The sequence below is a fragment of the Microbispora sp. GKU 823 genome (genome assembly GCF_002027145.1).
Lineage (GTDB): Bacteria > Actinomycetota > Actinomycetes > Streptosporangiales > Streptosporangiaceae > Microbispora > Microbispora siamensis.
Genome location: NZ_MWJN01000003.1, coordinates 15,012 through 29,857, shown reverse-complemented (window position 1 = coordinate 29,857; position 14,846 = coordinate 15,012). Strand labels below are relative to the sequence as shown.

14 protein-coding genes are annotated in these 14,846 nt (G+C 71.9%); 3 read left to right on the top strand and 11 right to left on the bottom strand.

The window, feature by feature from the left end:
* Positions 1-13: 13 nt before the first annotated feature.
* The 8 genes from B1L11_RS02975 to B1L11_RS02945 form a co-directional block, all read right to left on the bottom strand.
* A complete protein-coding gene (locus tag B1L11_RS02975; RefSeq protein ID WP_079312952.1) occupies positions 14-2,806 on the bottom strand; it encodes a fumarate reductase/succinate dehydrogenase flavoprotein subunit in 2,793 nt (930 codons plus the stop codon).
* On the bottom strand, positions 2,807-3,562 hold the full coding sequence (locus B1L11_RS02970) for an ABC transporter ATP-binding protein (protein ID WP_079312950.1): 756 nt from the start codon (positions 3,560-3,562) through the stop codon (positions 2,807-2,809).
* A complete protein-coding gene (locus tag B1L11_RS02965) occupies positions 3,559-4,161 on the bottom strand; it encodes an ABC transporter permease (RefSeq protein WP_256862176.1) in 603 nt (200 codons plus the stop codon). The genes B1L11_RS02970 and B1L11_RS02965 overlap by 4 nt, the downstream gene beginning before the upstream one ends.
* A complete protein-coding gene (locus B1L11_RS49620) occupies positions 4,158-4,445 on the bottom strand; it encodes a hypothetical protein (RefSeq protein WP_256862175.1) in 288 nt (95 codons plus the stop codon). The genes B1L11_RS02965 and B1L11_RS49620 overlap by 4 nt, the downstream gene beginning before the upstream one ends.
* Positions 4,442-5,854 (bottom strand): ABC transporter substrate-binding protein, encoded by a 1,413-nt coding sequence (locus B1L11_RS02960; RefSeq protein ID WP_079312948.1) that lies wholly within the window; start codon positions 5,852-5,854, stop codon positions 4,442-4,444. Before B1L11_RS02960 ends, B1L11_RS49620 begins: the two co-directional genes overlap by 4 nt.
* A gap of 13 nt (positions 5,855-5,867) precedes the next feature.
* Positions 5,868-6,095 (bottom strand): 4Fe-4S dicluster domain-containing protein, encoded by a 228-nt coding sequence (locus B1L11_RS02955; RefSeq protein ID WP_079312946.1) that lies wholly within the window; start codon positions 6,093-6,095, stop codon positions 5,868-5,870.
* Entirely contained in the window at positions 6,079-6,828 is a 750-nt protein-coding gene (locus B1L11_RS02950) for a GntR family transcriptional regulator (protein ID WP_079312944.1), read from the bottom strand. The genes B1L11_RS02955 and B1L11_RS02950 overlap by 17 nt, the downstream gene beginning before the upstream one ends.
* Before the next feature lie 152 nt (positions 6,829-6,980).
* Complete coding sequence (locus B1L11_RS02945) at positions 6,981-7,556, bottom strand: TetR/AcrR family transcriptional regulator (protein ID WP_079312942.1); 576 nt, start codon at positions 7,554-7,556, stop codon at positions 6,981-6,983.
* Positions 7,557-7,678: 122 nt separating this feature from the next.
* On the opposite strand from B1L11_RS02945, the gene B1L11_RS02940 reads away from it, so the two are divergent.
* Positions 7,679-9,898, top strand: coding sequence for a glycoside hydrolase family 3 C-terminal domain-containing protein (locus B1L11_RS02940; protein ID WP_079312940.1), 2,220 nt, complete (start codon positions 7,679-7,681; stop codon positions 9,896-9,898).
* 34 nt (positions 9,899-9,932) lie between these two features.
* Here the strand turns inward: B1L11_RS02940 and B1L11_RS02935 are convergent, their stop codons facing one another.
* Positions 9,933-10,784: a hypothetical protein gene (locus tag B1L11_RS02935; protein ID WP_079312938.1), complete on the bottom strand. Its 852-nt coding sequence runs from the start codon at positions 10,782-10,784 to the stop codon at positions 9,933-9,935.
* A gap of 265 nt (positions 10,785-11,049) precedes the next feature.
* Here B1L11_RS02935 and B1L11_RS47865 point away from each other — a divergent pair, with 265 nt between their 5' ends.
* Positions 11,050-11,451: a hypothetical protein gene (locus B1L11_RS47865; RefSeq protein WP_218670860.1), complete on the top strand. Its 402-nt coding sequence runs from the start codon at positions 11,050-11,052 to the stop codon at positions 11,449-11,451.
* Positions 11,451-11,642 carry a hypothetical protein gene (locus tag B1L11_RS47860; RefSeq protein WP_218670859.1) on the top strand — a complete coding sequence of 64 codons (192 nt, stop codon included), beginning with the start codon at positions 11,451-11,453 and terminating at the stop codon, positions 11,640-11,642. The genes B1L11_RS47865 and B1L11_RS47860 overlap by 1 nt, the downstream gene beginning before the upstream one ends.
* A 138-nt stretch (positions 11,643-11,780) precedes the next feature.
* Here B1L11_RS47860 and B1L11_RS02925 read toward each other — a convergent pair whose 3' ends face one another.
* Together B1L11_RS02925 and B1L11_RS02920 are read right to left on the bottom strand one after the other, a co-directional pair.
* A complete protein-coding gene (locus B1L11_RS02925) occupies positions 11,781-13,133 on the bottom strand; it encodes a family 43 glycosylhydrolase (RefSeq protein WP_218670858.1) in 1,353 nt (450 codons plus the stop codon).
* Positions 13,134-13,390: 257 nt separating this feature from the next.
* Positions 13,391-14,824: a gamma-aminobutyraldehyde dehydrogenase gene (locus tag B1L11_RS02920; RefSeq protein ID WP_079312936.1), complete on the bottom strand. Its 1,434-nt coding sequence runs from the start codon at positions 14,822-14,824 to the stop codon at positions 13,391-13,393.
* Positions 14,825-14,846 lie beyond the last annotated feature (22 nt).

The window sequence follows — 14,846 nt, the reverse complement described above, 5'->3', positions numbered from 1 at the left end:
TCGCTCCGCTCGCTCATGCCCGGGCCCCAGCCGGGACCGTGCTCAAGCCTTCGGCCGCCTCGGCCCGCGCGGCGTCCAACGCCCTGCGGGCGTAGGCCCGGACGTCGGCGTCGGAGTCGCCGAGAGCGCCGTGCAGGGCCGCGGCGACCTCCGGCCGCGCCGCCCATCCGGACAGCGAGAGCACCGCGGCCTTGCGCACGTCGAGGTGCGGGTCGGCCAGCGCCGTCACCAGCGGTTCCACCACCAGGGCCGGGTCGGCGGCGGCCAGTCCGCGCGCCGCCCCCACCCGCACCTGCCAGGCCGGATCCGCCAGGGCCCGTACGGCCGTCTCCGCGAAGCCCGGCTGCTGGTGGACAGCCGGGCCGAGCCCGGCGAACGCCTCCAGGGCCGCCGCCCGGACGAGCGGGTCGGGATCAGCGGCGAGGCGCGCGACGGCGGGGGCGCCGTCCGGCAGGCCGATGACGCCGAGCCCTCTGGCCGCCCATACGCGCACCTCGCGGTCCCGGTCGCCGGCGGCCAGCGCCACCCGCTCCGCGTCGTCGAGCGCGACCAGGCCCCTGACCGCCTCGATCCGCACCCGGGTGTCGGCGTCGGCGAGCGCCGCCTCGAACAACGCGGCGTCACCGAGGCGCAGCGCCCGCAGGACGTCCAGGACGGCCGCACGGACGACCGGGTCCCCCGCTCCGCCCTGGCCCTTTCCACCCTGGCCCTCTCTCGCCTGGCCCGCTTCCGGGTAGCCCGCGACGGCGCGGAGCGACGCGCCGAACTCGGCGGTCGCGGGCAGCACCTCGACGAGTTCGCGCAGGCCGGTGGCCGCCGCCCGCCGCACCGTGCCGTGCGGGTCGGCGAGGGCCCGGGTCAGCGCGGTCTCCACACCCCGGGGCGCGGTCTCGGTCAGCGTCGCGACGGCCGCCCTGCGGACCTTGGGGTCGGCCTCCGCCAGGTAGGGGGTGATCTGGTCCAGCGCGGGCTCGCCGTCGGCGAGCCGCAGCAGTTCGAGGATGCGGGGCGAGCGCCCGATCGCCTCTACCGCGAGCCGCCCGCCCGCCCTGCGCCGCGCCGGGCCCGCCGTGCCGTACGCGCCGAGCAGGACGGGCTCGGCCGGGCGGGGGGCGAAGCCCTCGACGGGCACGAGGTAGGGCTCGACCGGGCGCTTGACGAACTCCATCGCCCCGGCGGCGTTCTTGCGCAGGTTGAGGTGGTAGAGCCACTCGTCGTCGTCCCGGCGGGGCAGGTCGGCGCGGTCGTGGTAGAGACCCCACCTGCTCTCGGTGCGGATCAGCGAGGACCTGGCGGCCATCTCGGCGCAGTCCCTGATGAACGTCACCTCGGCGCAGCGCATCAGCTCGTGCGGAGTCCTCGCGCCCATGCCCGCGATCTCGTCGCGCATCCGGTCGAACGTCTCCAGCGCGATGTCCAGCTTCCTGGCGGTCTTCGGCGGGGCGACGTAGTCGTTGACGAACCGGCGCAGCTTGTACTCGACCTGCTGCTGCGGCGGGCCGTCGGGGTTGCGCAGCGGGCGGTAGATCAGCTCGTGCGCGTCGGCGATCTGGTCCTCCGGCAGGCCGTCCGGCGTGCGGTGGTGCTCGGCGGCGTGGGCGCCGGCGAGGTCGCCGAACACGAACGCCCCGATCATGTAGTTGTGCGGCACGCAGGCCAGGTCGCCCGCGGCGTACAGGCCGGGGACCGTGGTGGCGCCGTTCTCGTCCACCCAGACGCCCGAGGCCGAGTGGCCGCCGCACAGGCCGATCTCGGAGATGTGCATCTCGACGTCGTGGGTGCGGTAGTCGTGCCCGCGTCCCGCGTGGAAGGTGCCCCGGGTGGGGCGCTCGGTGGTGTGCAGGATGTTCTCGAGCGCGGTGAGCGTCTCGTCCGGCAGGTGGCTGACCTTGAGGTAGATCGGGCCGCGGGCCGACGCGATCTCCCCGGCCACCTCGGCCATCATCTGGCCCGACCAGTAGTCGCAGTCGACGAACCGCTCCCCCTCGGCGTTGACCTGGTAGCCGCCGAACGGGTTGGCGACGTACGCGCAGGCCGGGCCGTTGTAGTCCTTGATCAGCGGGTTGATCTGAAAGCACTCGATGCCGCTGAGCTCCGCGCCCGCGTGGTAGGCCATCGAGTATCCGTCCCCGGCGTTGGTCGGGTTCTCGTACGTGCCGTAGAGGTAGCCGCTTGCGGGCAGGCCGAGCCGTCCGCAGGCGCCGGTGGCGAGGATCACCGCACCGGCGGCGACCGTGACGAACCCGCCAGAACGGGTGTCGAACCCGGCGACGCCGACGGCCCGGCCCCCGCTGGTCAGCACGCGGACCGGCATCACCCGGTTCTCGATGCGCACCTTCTCGCGGATGTCGCGGCGGCGCAGCACGCGGTAGAGCACCTTCTTGACGTCCTTGCCCTCCGGCATGGGCAGGACGTAGCTGCCCGAGCGGTGGACCCGGCGCACCGCGTACTCTCCGTGCTCGTTCTTCTCGAACTTCACGCCGTAGCGCTCCAGCCGCCGCACCATGTCGTAGCCGCGCGTGGCCGTCTGGTAGACCGTGCGCTGGTTGACCACCCCGTCGTTGGCCCTGGTGATCTCGGCGACGTAGTCCTCGGGGGTGGCCTTGCCGGGGATGACCGCGTTGTTCACGCCGTCCATGCCCATCGCCAGCGCGCCGCTGTGCCGTACGTGCGCCTTCTCCAGCAGGATCACGTCGGCGCCGCGTTCGGCGGCCGTGATCGCGGCCATGGTCCCGGCGGTGCCGCCGCCGACCACCAGGACCTGGCATTCAAGATGCGTACGGTCCGCCGGGGCAGGGATGTCCATTCACAGCTCCTCGATGATGCGGGCGCGCAGCCCGGCGCGGTCGATGTCGGGGGTGCGCGGGTCCGGCACGCGCAGGACGCGTCCTATGCCGCCGTGTCCGCCGCGATGCCCGAGCACGACGACCCGGTCGGCGAGCAGCAGCGCCTCGTCCACGTCGTGGGTGACGAAGACGACCGTGGCGAGGGTGTCGCGGAGCACGTCCAGCAGCAGGCGCTGCATCCCGGCCCGGGTCTGCGCGTCCAGGGCGCCGAAGGGCTCGTCCATGAGCACGGCGCGCGGCGCGCCCGCCAGGGACCTGGCGAGCTGCACCCGCTGCCGCATGCCGCCGGACAGCTCCCGGGGCAGCCGGTCCTCGCAACCGGCGAGGCCGACGCGGGCGATCCAGCTCTCGGCGGCCGCCCTGCGCTCGCGCCTCGGCACGCCGCGGATGCGCAGCGGCAGCTCGACGTTGCGCAGGACCGTGCGCCAGGGCAGCAGCGCGTCGTCCTGGAAGACCATCGCGCGGTCGGGCGAGGGCCCGGTGACCGGGACGCCCTGGGCCAGGACCCGGCCCGCGCGCGGCGCCAGCAGTCCGGCGATCGCCCGCAGGACGGTCGACTTGCCCGATCCGGACGGGCCGACGATGACCAGGACCTCGCCGGGGGCGACGTCGAGGCGCAGGTCCTCCAGCACGGCGTGCCGCCCGTAGCCGAGGGACACGCCCTCCAGGCGGATGGCGAGCCCTGTCTCCAGGGCGGGCGCGGCCGGGGCGCTCATCGGATGTCCCCTTCCGCGCTCTCGCCCGCACGAGGCAGCCAGCGGGTGAGACGCCGGCCGAGCAGTTCGACGGAGGCCGAGGCGACCCAGCCGAGCACGCCGATCGACGCCATGCCGACGAGCACCGCCGGGTAGTCGACCACCGTGTAGGCGTGCCAGGTGCGGTAGCCGACGCCGAACTCCCCGGAGATCATCTCGGCGGAGATCACGCAGATCCAGGCGACGCCCATGCCGACGGACAGCCCGCCGAAGACGCCCGGCAGCGTGCCCGGGAGGACGACGTTCCACAGCACGTGCGCGCGCCCGCCGCCCATCGTGCGGACCGCGTCCTCCCACAGCGTCGGCAGCGCCCGTACGGCGTGCCGCGTGCTCACCATGATCGGGAAGAACGCCGCGGCGAACGTGATGAACACGATGCCCTGCTCGTCGGTGGGGAACACCAGGATCGCTATCGGGACGAGGGCGATCGCCGGGATCGGCCGGACGACCTCGACGGGCGGCAGCAGCAGGTCACCGGCCCACCGGGACCGGGCGACCAGGACGCCCAGGGCGATGCCGGCCACGGCCGCCAGCGCGAACCCGGTGAGGATGCGGATCATGCTCTGGGCCAGGTCGAGGTAGTAGATCCGGGTGCCGAGCTGCCGGCCGAACTCCGCCGCGACCTCGGCGGCGAGGGCAGCCGGTCGAACCGCAGTCCGACGCGGGCGTCCGCGGTCGTCAGCCACTGCCACAGCGCGACGACGGCCGCCAGGGAGCCGAACCTGACCGCCCACCTGCGCAGGCCGGCCGCCGTTCTCGTCCGGCCCGTCGCCGTGGCGGCGTCCGCGCTTTCCACGGCGGGGGCACCGGGGCCGAGCGTCGCGTCCAACGCCGGGGTGCTCATCGCGACGCACCTCCCGCCGCGGCCTTCAACGCCTCGTCGTAGCCGACGATCCGCGCCCGGGGGTGCTCCTTCACGTAAGTCTGCGCGCCATCCCCCGTGGTGAAGGGCTTGAACCGCTCCTTCTCGTCCGCCGAGGGATCGCGCACCCAGACGGACCTGTCCGCGAACCAGTGCGTCCCGGTGACCGCGTCGGGCACGTACGCGGCCCGTACGGCCCGGCCGCCCGAGGTGGCGGCGGCGATCTGGCGCAGCAGGCACGTGGGGGTGGCCGCGGGACGAAGCCGCTCCTCCCCCGCGAGCCAGAGCTCGCCCGCCTTCGCCGGATCGCTCACGGCGATCCCGCAGGCCTCGTCGGTCCCGGTGATCCTCGCCGCGTTGACGGTGCTCGCGACGCCGGCCTCGTAAGAGGCGCCGTACGCCTTCCTGATGTAGGAGTCGTTCGCGAACTTCGTCACGTCGACGTCTTTGAAGTCGGTGCCGATGATCTTCAGGTACTTCTCGTCGTGCTGCAGTGCGGCCAGCAGTCGCGGCTTCACGGTGACGTCGAACGAGGCGATGCCGTCGCGGCCGTTGTAGAGGTAGACGACCTCGGGCGGCAGGCCGGTGGCCTTCGCGACCGCCTCGGCGGCCTCCACGGGATGCTCGTGGAGGTAGTTCGTCGCGTCGATCTGCGCCTGGAGGAACGCCTGGAGCACGTCGGGGTGCTCCTTCGCGTACGCCTGCCGTACGACGACGCCGTGGAAGGTCGGCACGCCGAGCGCCGACCCGTCGTACACGAGCCTGGCCTGGTTCTTGAAGACGAGCAGTCCCGGCCAGGCCACGAACTGGGCGTATCCCTGCACGTTGCCCGACTGCAGCGCGGACGCACCGACCGGCGGCTGCTGGTTCACGACCTCCACGTCCGTCGCGGGGTCGAGCCCGGCCCGCTCCAGCGCCTGGACCAGCGTGCCGTGCCCGGCCGACCCCGAGCTGGCCGAGACCTTCTTCCCCTTCAGGTCGGCGAGCGTCCGCACGTCCGACGACGGAGGCACGACGACCGAGTTCAGCCCGCCGCGCAGGTTGTAGCCGGTCACCGAGACGAGCTCGGTCCGCGCGGAGGGCACGCCCTGGGTGCGGGAGGCGTTGATGAGAAGCGGGTAGTCGCCCATCGACCCGATGTCGATCTTCCCGGCCACCATCTTGGCGGTGATCGGCGCGCCGGTGTCGTAGTCCTGCCACTCGACCCGGTATCGGTCGCCGAGGCGCTTTTCGAGGTAGCCGAGGCCGCGCAGCAGCGTCCCGGCCGTCACCGTGTTGATCGTCTTCGACTGGTATCCGACGACGACCGTCTGCCTGCCGTCGTCGGCGCCCGCGGACACGGAGCACCCGGCCGCGGCCAGCAGCGCCACGGCGGCGAAGAGCTTACGCATGGGAGGTGTCCTTCTATCGGAGCAGGTAGGGGATGTTCACCGTGACCGCGTCCGCGGGGCACCGGTCGGCGCAGGGGCCGCAGTACCAGCACTCGTCCACGTGCATATACGCCTTGCCGCTGACCTCGTGGATGGCCAGCGAGTCGAGCGGGCACACGTCCACGCACAGCGTGCAGCCCTCGATGCACAGCGACTCGTCGATCGTGACGGGCACGTCGACACGGCTATTGACCAGGGTCATCGGTGTTCCTCCAGAGATGGCCGCGCATGGTGAGGCGGTCGCCGCGGAACCTGACGAACTCCAGGTCGACCGGGCGGCCGTCGGACAGGTGGGTGAGGCGCTCGACCATCAGCAGCGCCGCGCCGCGCGGCGCGTCGAGGACGGCCGCGGTGTGGGCGTCGGCGTTCACGGCCTCGATCGTCAGCTCCGCCACGCCGAGCGGCTGGCCGGCGACCCGTTCCAGCAGCACGAACACGTCGTTGTGCACGAGGTCGGCGTCGAAGAGCGGCTCCCCCACCTCGCGTACGAGGTAGGTCAGGTCGAGCGAGAGCGGCAGCCCGTTGAGCCTGCGCAGCCGCTCCACGTAGACGACGGACTCGCCCGGCGGCAGGCCGAGCCGTCCCCGGACGGCGGCCGGAGGCGGGATCAGCCCCATCGCGCGGACCTCGTTGGTGACCTCGCCGTGCTCCCGGAGGGTCTCGGCGAGGCCAAGCAGCCGGTGCAGGCCGTGCGGGTACTTCTCCGCGGCCACCGTGGTGCCGACGCCCGGGCACCGCTCGATGAGGCCCTCGTCGCGCAGCAGGTCCAGGGCGTCCCTGATCGTGTTGCGGGAGGTCCCGAACTCCCGGGCGAGGGCGGACTCGAGCGGCAGGTGACCACCGCCGAAACCGCCGTGCACGACCTCCCGCCGCAGCAGGTCGGCGACCTGGCGGGCCCTGTCCGCCCGGCGCCGTCTCGCGTCCGCCAACTCCATGAGGCCAAAGACTACCTTCCAGGTAGGAATACCTGGATAACGGCGAGATTACGCCACTCCGGGAGGTCGCCGAACGCCTTCCACCTGCGGTTACACGCCTTTACGACCGACAACCGCCACCCTCGCGTACGTGCCGGCGGCCCCCGGGAACGTCAGGCGGCGAAGAAGCGGTCGGCGAAGGCCTCCCACTGGGCGAGGAAGTCGATGCCGTCGTCACGCAGCCAGTTGAGCTGCAGGCCGTCGAGGAAGGCGAGGAGGTCCACGGCCGCCGGACCCGGATGGGGATGCCAGGCCAGCAGGTAGCGCTCCAGCATGGCGCGGCCCTCGTGGAGCCGCGTCCGGAAGTAGGCGTGCGCGGGGTGCGCGGGGTCCAGCGCCTCGGCCGACAGCACCGTGTACAGCTGCACGAGCGAGCGCTGCGCGAGGTTGCGGCGGACGAATCCCGACATGACCGCACGGGCGGCGGCCGCGTCGGGCGCCGGTTCCAGTGTGTCGACCACGCTGGTGAGGTCGAGGGTGTCCCGGCGTTCGAGTACCGCGATGAGCAGTTCCTCCCGGGAGCGGAAGTGATGCAGCAACCCCGCCTTGGTCATGCCGCAGGCCGCCGCGAACGCCTCCAGCGTGACGCCCTTGAATCCGGAGGCGGCGATCAGCTCGGTGGCCGCCTTGAGGATCTCCTCCCGGCGTTCTGCGGGCGGCAGCCGGCGCCGTCCCGGTGAGGCGGTCATGCCGTCCTGGCTCCTCGGAGGCGGGGGTTGATTTCGATCACGGTACCAGCCTAGGTTATCTACCGTTTGGTAGATAGCGTGGTGGACAGCCCTGCCGCGCCTGTTCAGAGAGCTGTGTGCGCATGTCGACGCCCTCTTCTCCCACCACCTCTCCGACCGCCTTCTCCGCCGCCGTCGCCGCAGTGCGTGCCGGACGGCCCGTGGACGAGGCGGCCGACGAGCTGCTGTCGCGGATGACCCGGGAAGAACGGCTGTGGCTGCTCGACGGGGACCTGGAGTTCTGGCCGGGCATGGCCGACATGATGACCAACGGGTACAACCTCACCCCCATCCCGATGGGCCGGGTCGAACGGCTGGGCATCCCCGGCCTGTTGTTCTCCGACGGCCCGCGCGGCGTGGTCATGGGTAAGTCGACCGCGTTCCCGGTCTCCATGGCCCGCGGCGCCACCTGGGACGTGGACCTCGAGGAGCGCGTCGGCACCGCCATCGGGCGCGAGCTGCGCGCCCAGGGCGCCAACTTCTTCGGCGGCGTGTGCGTCAACCTGCCCCGCCACCCCGCCTGGGGCCGGGTCCAGGAGACGTACGGCGAGGACCCGATCCTGCTCGGCGAGTTCGGCGCGGCGCTGACCCGGGGGGTGCAGCGCAACGCCATGGCCGTCGTCAAGCACTTCGCGCTCAACAGCATGGAGAACGCTCGCTTCAAAGTCGACGTCACCGCCGACGACGCGGCCCTGCACGAGGTCTACCTGGCGCACTTCCGCCGAATCGTGGACGAGGGCGTGTCGGGTGTCATGACCGCCTACAACTCGGTCAACGGCGAGTGGGCCGGGCAGAACGAGCACCTGATGGAAGGCGTGCTCCGCGGGATGTGGGGTTTCGAAGGCGTCACCGTCTCCGACTTCATCTGGGGCCTGCGCGACGCCGCCGCCTCGCTGCGCGCCGGGCTGGACGTGGAGGAGCCCTTCCGCCAGCAGCGTGCCCAGCACCTGCCGGCCGACCTGGAAGAGGGCCGGGCGAGCTGGGACGACGTCGACCGGGCGGCCCGCCGCGTCCTGCGCACCCAGCTGCGCCACTACGCCGCGCTCACCGAGCCCGAGCCCCCGCTCGACGTGGTCTTCAGCCCCGAGCACCGCGCGCTGGCGCGCGAGGTCGCCGCCCGTGGCATGGTGCTGCTCAAGAACGACCCGGTCGGCGACGCGCCCCTGCTTCCCCTGCATCGGGACGCCCTCACCTCCCTGGCGGTCGTCGGGCGCCTGGCGGACGTGGCCAACACCGGCGACAACGGCTCCTCCGACGTACGCGCCCCTGAGGTGGTCACCGCCTTGCGGGGCCTGACCGAGGCGATTCCCCAGGCCCGGATCATCCATGTGGCCGACGACGACCCGGCGGCGGCCGCCGCCGCGGCCGCGCAGGCCGACGTCGCCGTCGTCGTCGCCGGCTACACCGCCGCCGACGAGGGCGAATGGGTCGGCGGGGACGTGCTGGCCGACCCCGGCCTGCTGGCGCTGTTCCCGCCTCCCGGCGACGACCCCGCCGGGCAGTCGTTCGCGTCCTTCCTGGCCGAGCCCGGCGCGGTGGACTCCATCAGCGGGGGAAGCGCCGGCGGTGACCGCCCGAGTCTGCGGCTGCGGCCCGTCGACGCCGACATCATCCGGGCCGTGGCGGCGGCCAACCCCCGCACCGTCGTGGTGATCGTCACCGCCGGGGCCGTCATCACCGAGGAGTGGCGCGACGCCGTACCCGCCGTGCTGGTCTCCTGGTACTCCGGCTGCGAGGGAGGCCGGGCCCTGGCCGACGTGCTGCTCGGCGACGCCGACGCCGCCGGACGGCTGCCGTACTCGATCCCGGCCGCCGAGGAGCACCTGCCGTACTTCGACCGCGACGCCACCGCCATCACCTACGACAAGTGGTTCGGCCAGCGGCTGCTGGACCGGGACGGCCACGCGCCGGCCTTCCCCCTCGGGTTCGGGCTGTCCTACACGAGCTTCGCCCTCGGCGACCTCACTCTCAGCGCTCCCGACGGCGACTCCTTCACCGGCGTCGTGACCGTGACCAACACCGGCTCACGCGCGGGCCGCCACGTCGTGCAGCTCTACGGACGGCCCACGGGCATCGACGCGGTCGCGGACGACTTCCCCACGCGGGTCCTGCTCGGCTTCGCCACCGTCGATCTGGCGGCCGGAGCATCCGCCCGGGTCACCGTACGCGCCTCGACCCGGCCCCTGCGGAGGTGGACGCCCACCGGGTTCGTCCCCGCCTCCCCCCCGGCCGTGATCGAAGCCGCCTCCTACGCGGGCGACCCCGACGCCGTCACCGCACCCGCCGAGCTCGCGCTCGCCTGACCGCGACGGCCGGCCCCTCCATCCCGAGTCGAAGCTAGTGGGCCGGGTCGGGCTCGGGGACGTACCCCGCCAGGTCGTCCTGCTCGACGACCTCGTCGGCGGGCGGGGCGGTGATGACGAGACGGCATCCCCAGCCGGTGTAGCGCGTGTCCGTCCGCGCGAACACCGACGTCTTCGCCGCCCCCAGGGTGTCGGTGGTGAGCAGGCGTGCGACCAGACCGTCGTGGCCGGTCCAGAGCCGCCAGGAGATCTTCCCCTTGCTCTTCCTGGCGGACAGTCCCGAGAACGGGTCGACGTAGTGGCCCTTCGTGACCCTGCCCATCTCCTTGTGACTCATGGTGCCCTGGTAGAGGCGGCCGCCGGAGACGGGCGTGCTCCTCGACCGCTTCAGCACTGCCTTCAGGACGGACGGGTCGTAGACGTTGACGGGCTGCAGGCCGGCGGCCGGGGCGAGGTAGCGGGTCATGCCCGCGGCGTGGTTCCTCCGGATCCACTTCTTGCCGTCGGGGACCGGCCCCGGATACTGCGCGACGTCGTAGTACACGTCCTTGCCGACCCGGATCACCCGATAGGAGGGCGCCTTCTCTGACGGCTTCCCGCCCGGGCCGTTCCCAGGCTCGGGTACGTCGCGCCAGGTCAGGTCGACCGCCACCACGCCCGAGGGGCCGAACTGCAGCCTGCCGCTGATCCGGAACGCGCTCCTGGACTTCGCGCCGAAGAACACGCGTGCCGTCTCCGACGTGCGGACGCCGTGCTCCTCGCGGAACTGCCGCTTGAGCGCGTCCACCGGATCGGGGGGACCTCCCTGTGCGACGGCGGCGGGGCCCGCGGCGACGGACGCGGACGTGATCAGTACGGCGACTGCCAGGGCAGTGCATCGTCTCATGGGGGGTTCGTCCTTGTTGTCGGGCTGCTGCGGCGTCTCACGGCATAAGTGGCCTATGCGTGAAGTGGTCATCTTCCCAGAAGGAAGCGACACCATGCTTCCACCGCACCACCAAACCGATTGCGAACCGCAAGGTCCTCTGGCACTTCACCATGTCCCTGGACGGTTTCGTGGCGGGGCCGGACCATGAGCGCGAAGATCCCGGCCGCGAACGCGATCTGACATTCTGTGCGGATGCGACAGGTCACCGTGCTCGGCAGTTGTGGTGCCTTCCCCGAACCGGGCCGGGCCTGCAATCGACCTGCACGCGCTGTTCCGGATGCGGTACTACGGCGACCCGGGTGGACCGCGGCTGCCGTTGTACTGCCCGCCCGGCGTGCTCGACCGCCTCGGCGGTCTGGAACCCGACGTCGACCTTCACGCGGTCTTCGAGATGCATCCGCTGCCCGGCGGTCACCGGGTGGGGCCCTTCGAGCTGACGGGACTGTCGCTTCCGCACTACGTGCCCAACGCGGGCGTCCGCCTGGAGGCCGACGGGATCGTCCTGGCCTACTCGGGGGACACCGGCCCGACCGCTGTACTGGCCGAACTGGCCGCGACGCCGACCTGTTCATCGTCGAGGCCACCGACCGCGACGGCGAGACCGGCCGCTCCACCCGCAATCTGATGACGTCGGCGGAGGCCGGTGAATGGGCCCGGCGGGCGGGCGCGCGCCGGCTGATGCTCACGCACTTCTGGCCGGGTAACGACCGGGCCGCCTCCGTGGCGGCCGCCAGGCCGGCGTTCGGCGGTGACGTGCTGGCCGCCGAGGAGGGTCTCACCGTCGAGATCGGGGACGCGACATCGGTGCAGGTGTGATCGTGCAGGACGTCCCAAGCGGTAGCGCAGGACTCCGGATGCCGCACCGCCGGCGCCCGACGGGCCGGGCGAGCCCGTTCAGGCCGCCGGCGTACGGCCGAGACCCCCATCCGCCGGCACGAGTCCGCGCCGGGGCGGTCAGTCGTTGCTGTGCCCCGGGTTCCGGCGCGCCACGTACAGGCGGTTGCCCTCGGGCCCGGTCCACTCCAGCCGCACGACACCGGGCACGGCGGCGTCGCCGATGCGCGACGGGTCGGCCCAGTAGCCGAAGTTGGGGTTGCGGAAGAACGTCGCCCACAGCTGGCCGCTGCGATCCACGAAGATGTTGTTGTGGCCGGCGCCGACGCCGAGGGTCCACCGCTTGGAGTACGGCCCCTCGAAGCTGTCCGCGACGGCGATGATCGCGTCGTACTGGTACTGCACGCGGCCGGCTGCGGCCGTGTCGTAGGCGTACCGCGTGCTGCCGTCGGCGTTGACCGACGAGCGGTCCCACGCGGCGTGGATGAGGTAGTACTTGCCGCCGTACTTGAACACGTACGCGCCTTCGAGATACGGCTCGGGCGCGTAGGGCGTCTGCTGGAACTTCGGCAGGTTTGTCGTCGGGATGATGTCCTCCATGTCATCCCGGAACTTCGCGTACAGGTTGTTGTGCAGCACGAGCCACGCCTCGTCGCCCTCGCTGTAGAGGCCGCCGTCGATGTGGTGGTAGGCGCCGGGCTTGATGAAGGCGGGCCCGCCGATGAAGGAGTCACCGAAGGGCTTGTCGTAGTTGCCCTGGACGAGCCGGTACGGGCCCTCCACCCCACCCTCGCTCACGAGCATGAACGAGCCGACCTTCTGGGAGTGGTCGCCCATGCACGCGACGATGTACCACTTGCCGCGGAAGTAGTGCACCTCGGGCGCCCACGCGTTGCCGCGCTTGCCGAACTGGTCGTCGTACCAGTACTCCTGCCACGGGGCGACGACCGTGCGCCCGGGCCGGTTCTCGCCGGCGAACTCGGGCGACCACACCTTGCCCTTCTCGGCGTCCGGCCGGATGCGGTCGTGTCGGCCAGCTTCCACGGCCCGTGCAGGGATGTGGCCGTCCACACGAAGATGCCGTCGTTCCACGGGCCGGCCGCCTCCAGCCCGGGCACCCGGGTGGTGCCCGTGGCGACGTAGACCGGACGACCGCCCACGTCGAAGCAGTTGACGTAGGTGTCCCGCATCCAGACCCGGCCGAGCTCCTCGTCGCGGGGGGCGCAGCTCCAGCGGGAGGATGAAGGAGTTGTCGTCACGCGGCCACAGGTCCACCCGCGTGTCCGCGAGGCCGTACGGCTGGAGCTCGGGCCAGTTCGACGGGTACCGCCCCTTCGGCGCGCCCCCGTTCGGCAACTCCTTCGGGTCCGCGTGCGCGGCGGCAGTGGGCAGCGCCGCCGCTCCCAGCAAGCCCGCCACACCGGCCAGCACGGACCTCCGGCCCACGTACAACCCGTTATCGGAACCAGTCATCGGTAGCGTCCTCCTTTCTCGGGCAGGGCGCGGGCGCCCTGCCGGGAGGACACGGTAGTGAGACTTATTTCGACAGTGAACAGACGACAAAAAGGTTCCTGGCGCGCCCGCGCCGGGCCGGACGCCGCGTCCCCACCGGCCGCGGAAGTCCCCATCCGTCATTTCCGGGCCCGGCACGAAAAGCACCCGGTGGGGCACGGAATAGCCGGTGATTCAACGCCGAATCGTTCTCCGAACCAATCGCGAATTCGAAATTCTCACAGGTCGATGTTGCTCATGACGTGCTTGATCCGGGTGTAGTCCTCGAATCCGTACATCGACAGGTCCTTGCCGTATCCGGAATGCTTGAACCCGCCGTGCGGCATCTCGGCGACCAGGGGGATGTGCGTGTTCACCCACACGCACCCGAAGTCGAGATTGCGTGCCATGCGCATCGCGCGGCCGTGGTCCTTGGTCCAGACGGAGGACGCCAGTCCGTACTCCGTGGAGTTGGCGATCCTCAGGGCGTCCGCCTCGTCGGTGAACGGCTGCACGGTGATCACGGGGCCGAAGATCTCCGTGCGGACGATCTCGTCCTCCTCCCGCAGGCCCGACACCACGGTGGGGGCGTAGTAGAAGCCGCGGTCGCCGATCCGGCCGCCGCCCGTCTCGACCTCGGCGTGTGCCGGGAGCCGCTCGACGAACCCGGAGACGTGAGCGAGCTGGGTGGCGTTGTTCAACGGCCCGAAGTCGGGCTCGGCGACGCCGGGACCGGTGCGGTGGGCGCGCGCCTGCTCCACCAGGGTGGCCGTGAGCGCGTCGTGCACGCTCTCCGCGACCAGGACCCTGGTGGCGGCCGTGCAGTCCTGCCCCGCGTTGTAGTACGCGGCCCCGGCGATCTTCCGGGCGGCGGCCTCGATGTCCGCGTCGCCGAAGACGACGACGGGCGCCTTGCCGCCGAGTTCCAGATGGACGCGCTTGAGGTCGGCCGCGGCGCTGCCGGCCACCTGCATGCCGGCCCGGACCGAACCGGTGATGGAGACGAACTGCGGGATCTCGTGCTCCACCAGGGCGCGGCCGGTGCCGCGGTCACCGCACACGACGTTGAAGACACCCGGAGGCAGGAACTCCGCCGCGATCTCGGCCAGCAGCAGGGTCGAGGCGGGAGTGGTGTCCGACGGCTTGAGCACGACCGTGTTTCCGGCCGCGATCGCCGGAGCGAACTTCCACACCGCCATCATCATCGGGTAGTTCCACGGCGTGACCTGGGCGCACACGCCGATCGGCTCCCGCCGGACCATCGACGTGTGGCCCGGCGCGTACTCTCCGGCGGACAGTCCGGACAGGTGCCGGGCGGCGCCGGCGAAGAAGCGGACCTGGTCGGCCATCGGCGGCACCTCGCCCGACGCGGTCGCTCCACGCGGCTTGCCGGTGTTGCGGCACTCCACGTCCACGAGCCGGTCGGCGTTCGCCTCGATGGCGTCGGCCAGCCGCAGCAGCGCGCGGGCGCGCTCCCCCGGGGTCGTGTCGCGCCAGGTCTCGAACGCGGAGGCCGCCGCGCGCATCGCGACGTCGACGTCCTGCGGCGAGGACACGGGCGCGAGGGCGTAGGGCTCGCCGTCGCACGGATCGATCAGCTCGGAGGTGGCACCGTCGGCCGTGTCGGTGTGACGACCATTGACGAAGTTCTTCAATACCGGCAAGTCAGACACTGGTGGAAATCTCCTGAAGTTG

Coding starts and splice junctions, on each gene's coding strand:
- B1L11_RS02975 (WP_079312952.1), bottom strand. CDS start 2,806: ATGGACATCCCTGCCCCGGCGGACCGTACGCATCTTGAATGCCAGGTC.
- B1L11_RS02970 (WP_079312950.1), bottom strand. CDS start 3,562: ATGAGCGCCCCGGCCGCGCCCGCCCTGGAGACAGGGCTCGCCATCCGC.
- B1L11_RS02965 (WP_256862176.1), bottom strand. CDS start 4,161: ATGATCCGCATCCTCACCGGGTTCGCGCTGGCGGCCGTGGCCGGCATC.
- B1L11_RS49620 (WP_256862175.1), bottom strand. CDS start 4,445: ATGAGCACCCCGGCGTTGGACGCGACGCTCGGCCCCGGTGCCCCCGCC.
- B1L11_RS02960 (WP_079312948.1), bottom strand. CDS start 5,854: ATGCGTAAGCTCTTCGCCGCCGTGGCGCTGCTGGCCGCGGCCGGGTGC.
- B1L11_RS02955 (WP_079312946.1), bottom strand. CDS start 6,095: ATGACCCTGGTCAATAGCCGTGTCGACGTGCCCGTCACGATCGACGAG.
- B1L11_RS02950 (WP_079312944.1), bottom strand. CDS start 6,828: ATGGAGTTGGCGGACGCGAGACGGCGCCGGGCGGACAGGGCCCGCCAG.
- B1L11_RS02945 (WP_079312942.1), bottom strand. CDS start 7,556: ATGACCGCCTCACCGGGACGGCGCCGGCTGCCGCCCGCAGAACGCCGG.
- B1L11_RS02940 (WP_079312940.1), top strand. CDS start 7,679: ATGTCGACGCCCTCTTCTCCCACCACCTCTCCGACCGCCTTCTCCGCC.
- B1L11_RS02935 (WP_079312938.1), bottom strand. CDS start 10,784: ATGAGACGATGCACTGCCCTGGCAGTCGCCGTACTGATCACGTCCGCG.
- B1L11_RS47860 (WP_218670859.1), top strand. CDS start 11,451: ATGACGTCGGCGGAGGCCGGTGAATGGGCCCGGCGGGCGGGCGCGCGC.
- B1L11_RS02925 (WP_218670858.1), bottom strand. CDS start 13,133: ATGACTGGTTCCGATAACGGGTTGTACGTGGGCCGGAGGTCCGTGCTG.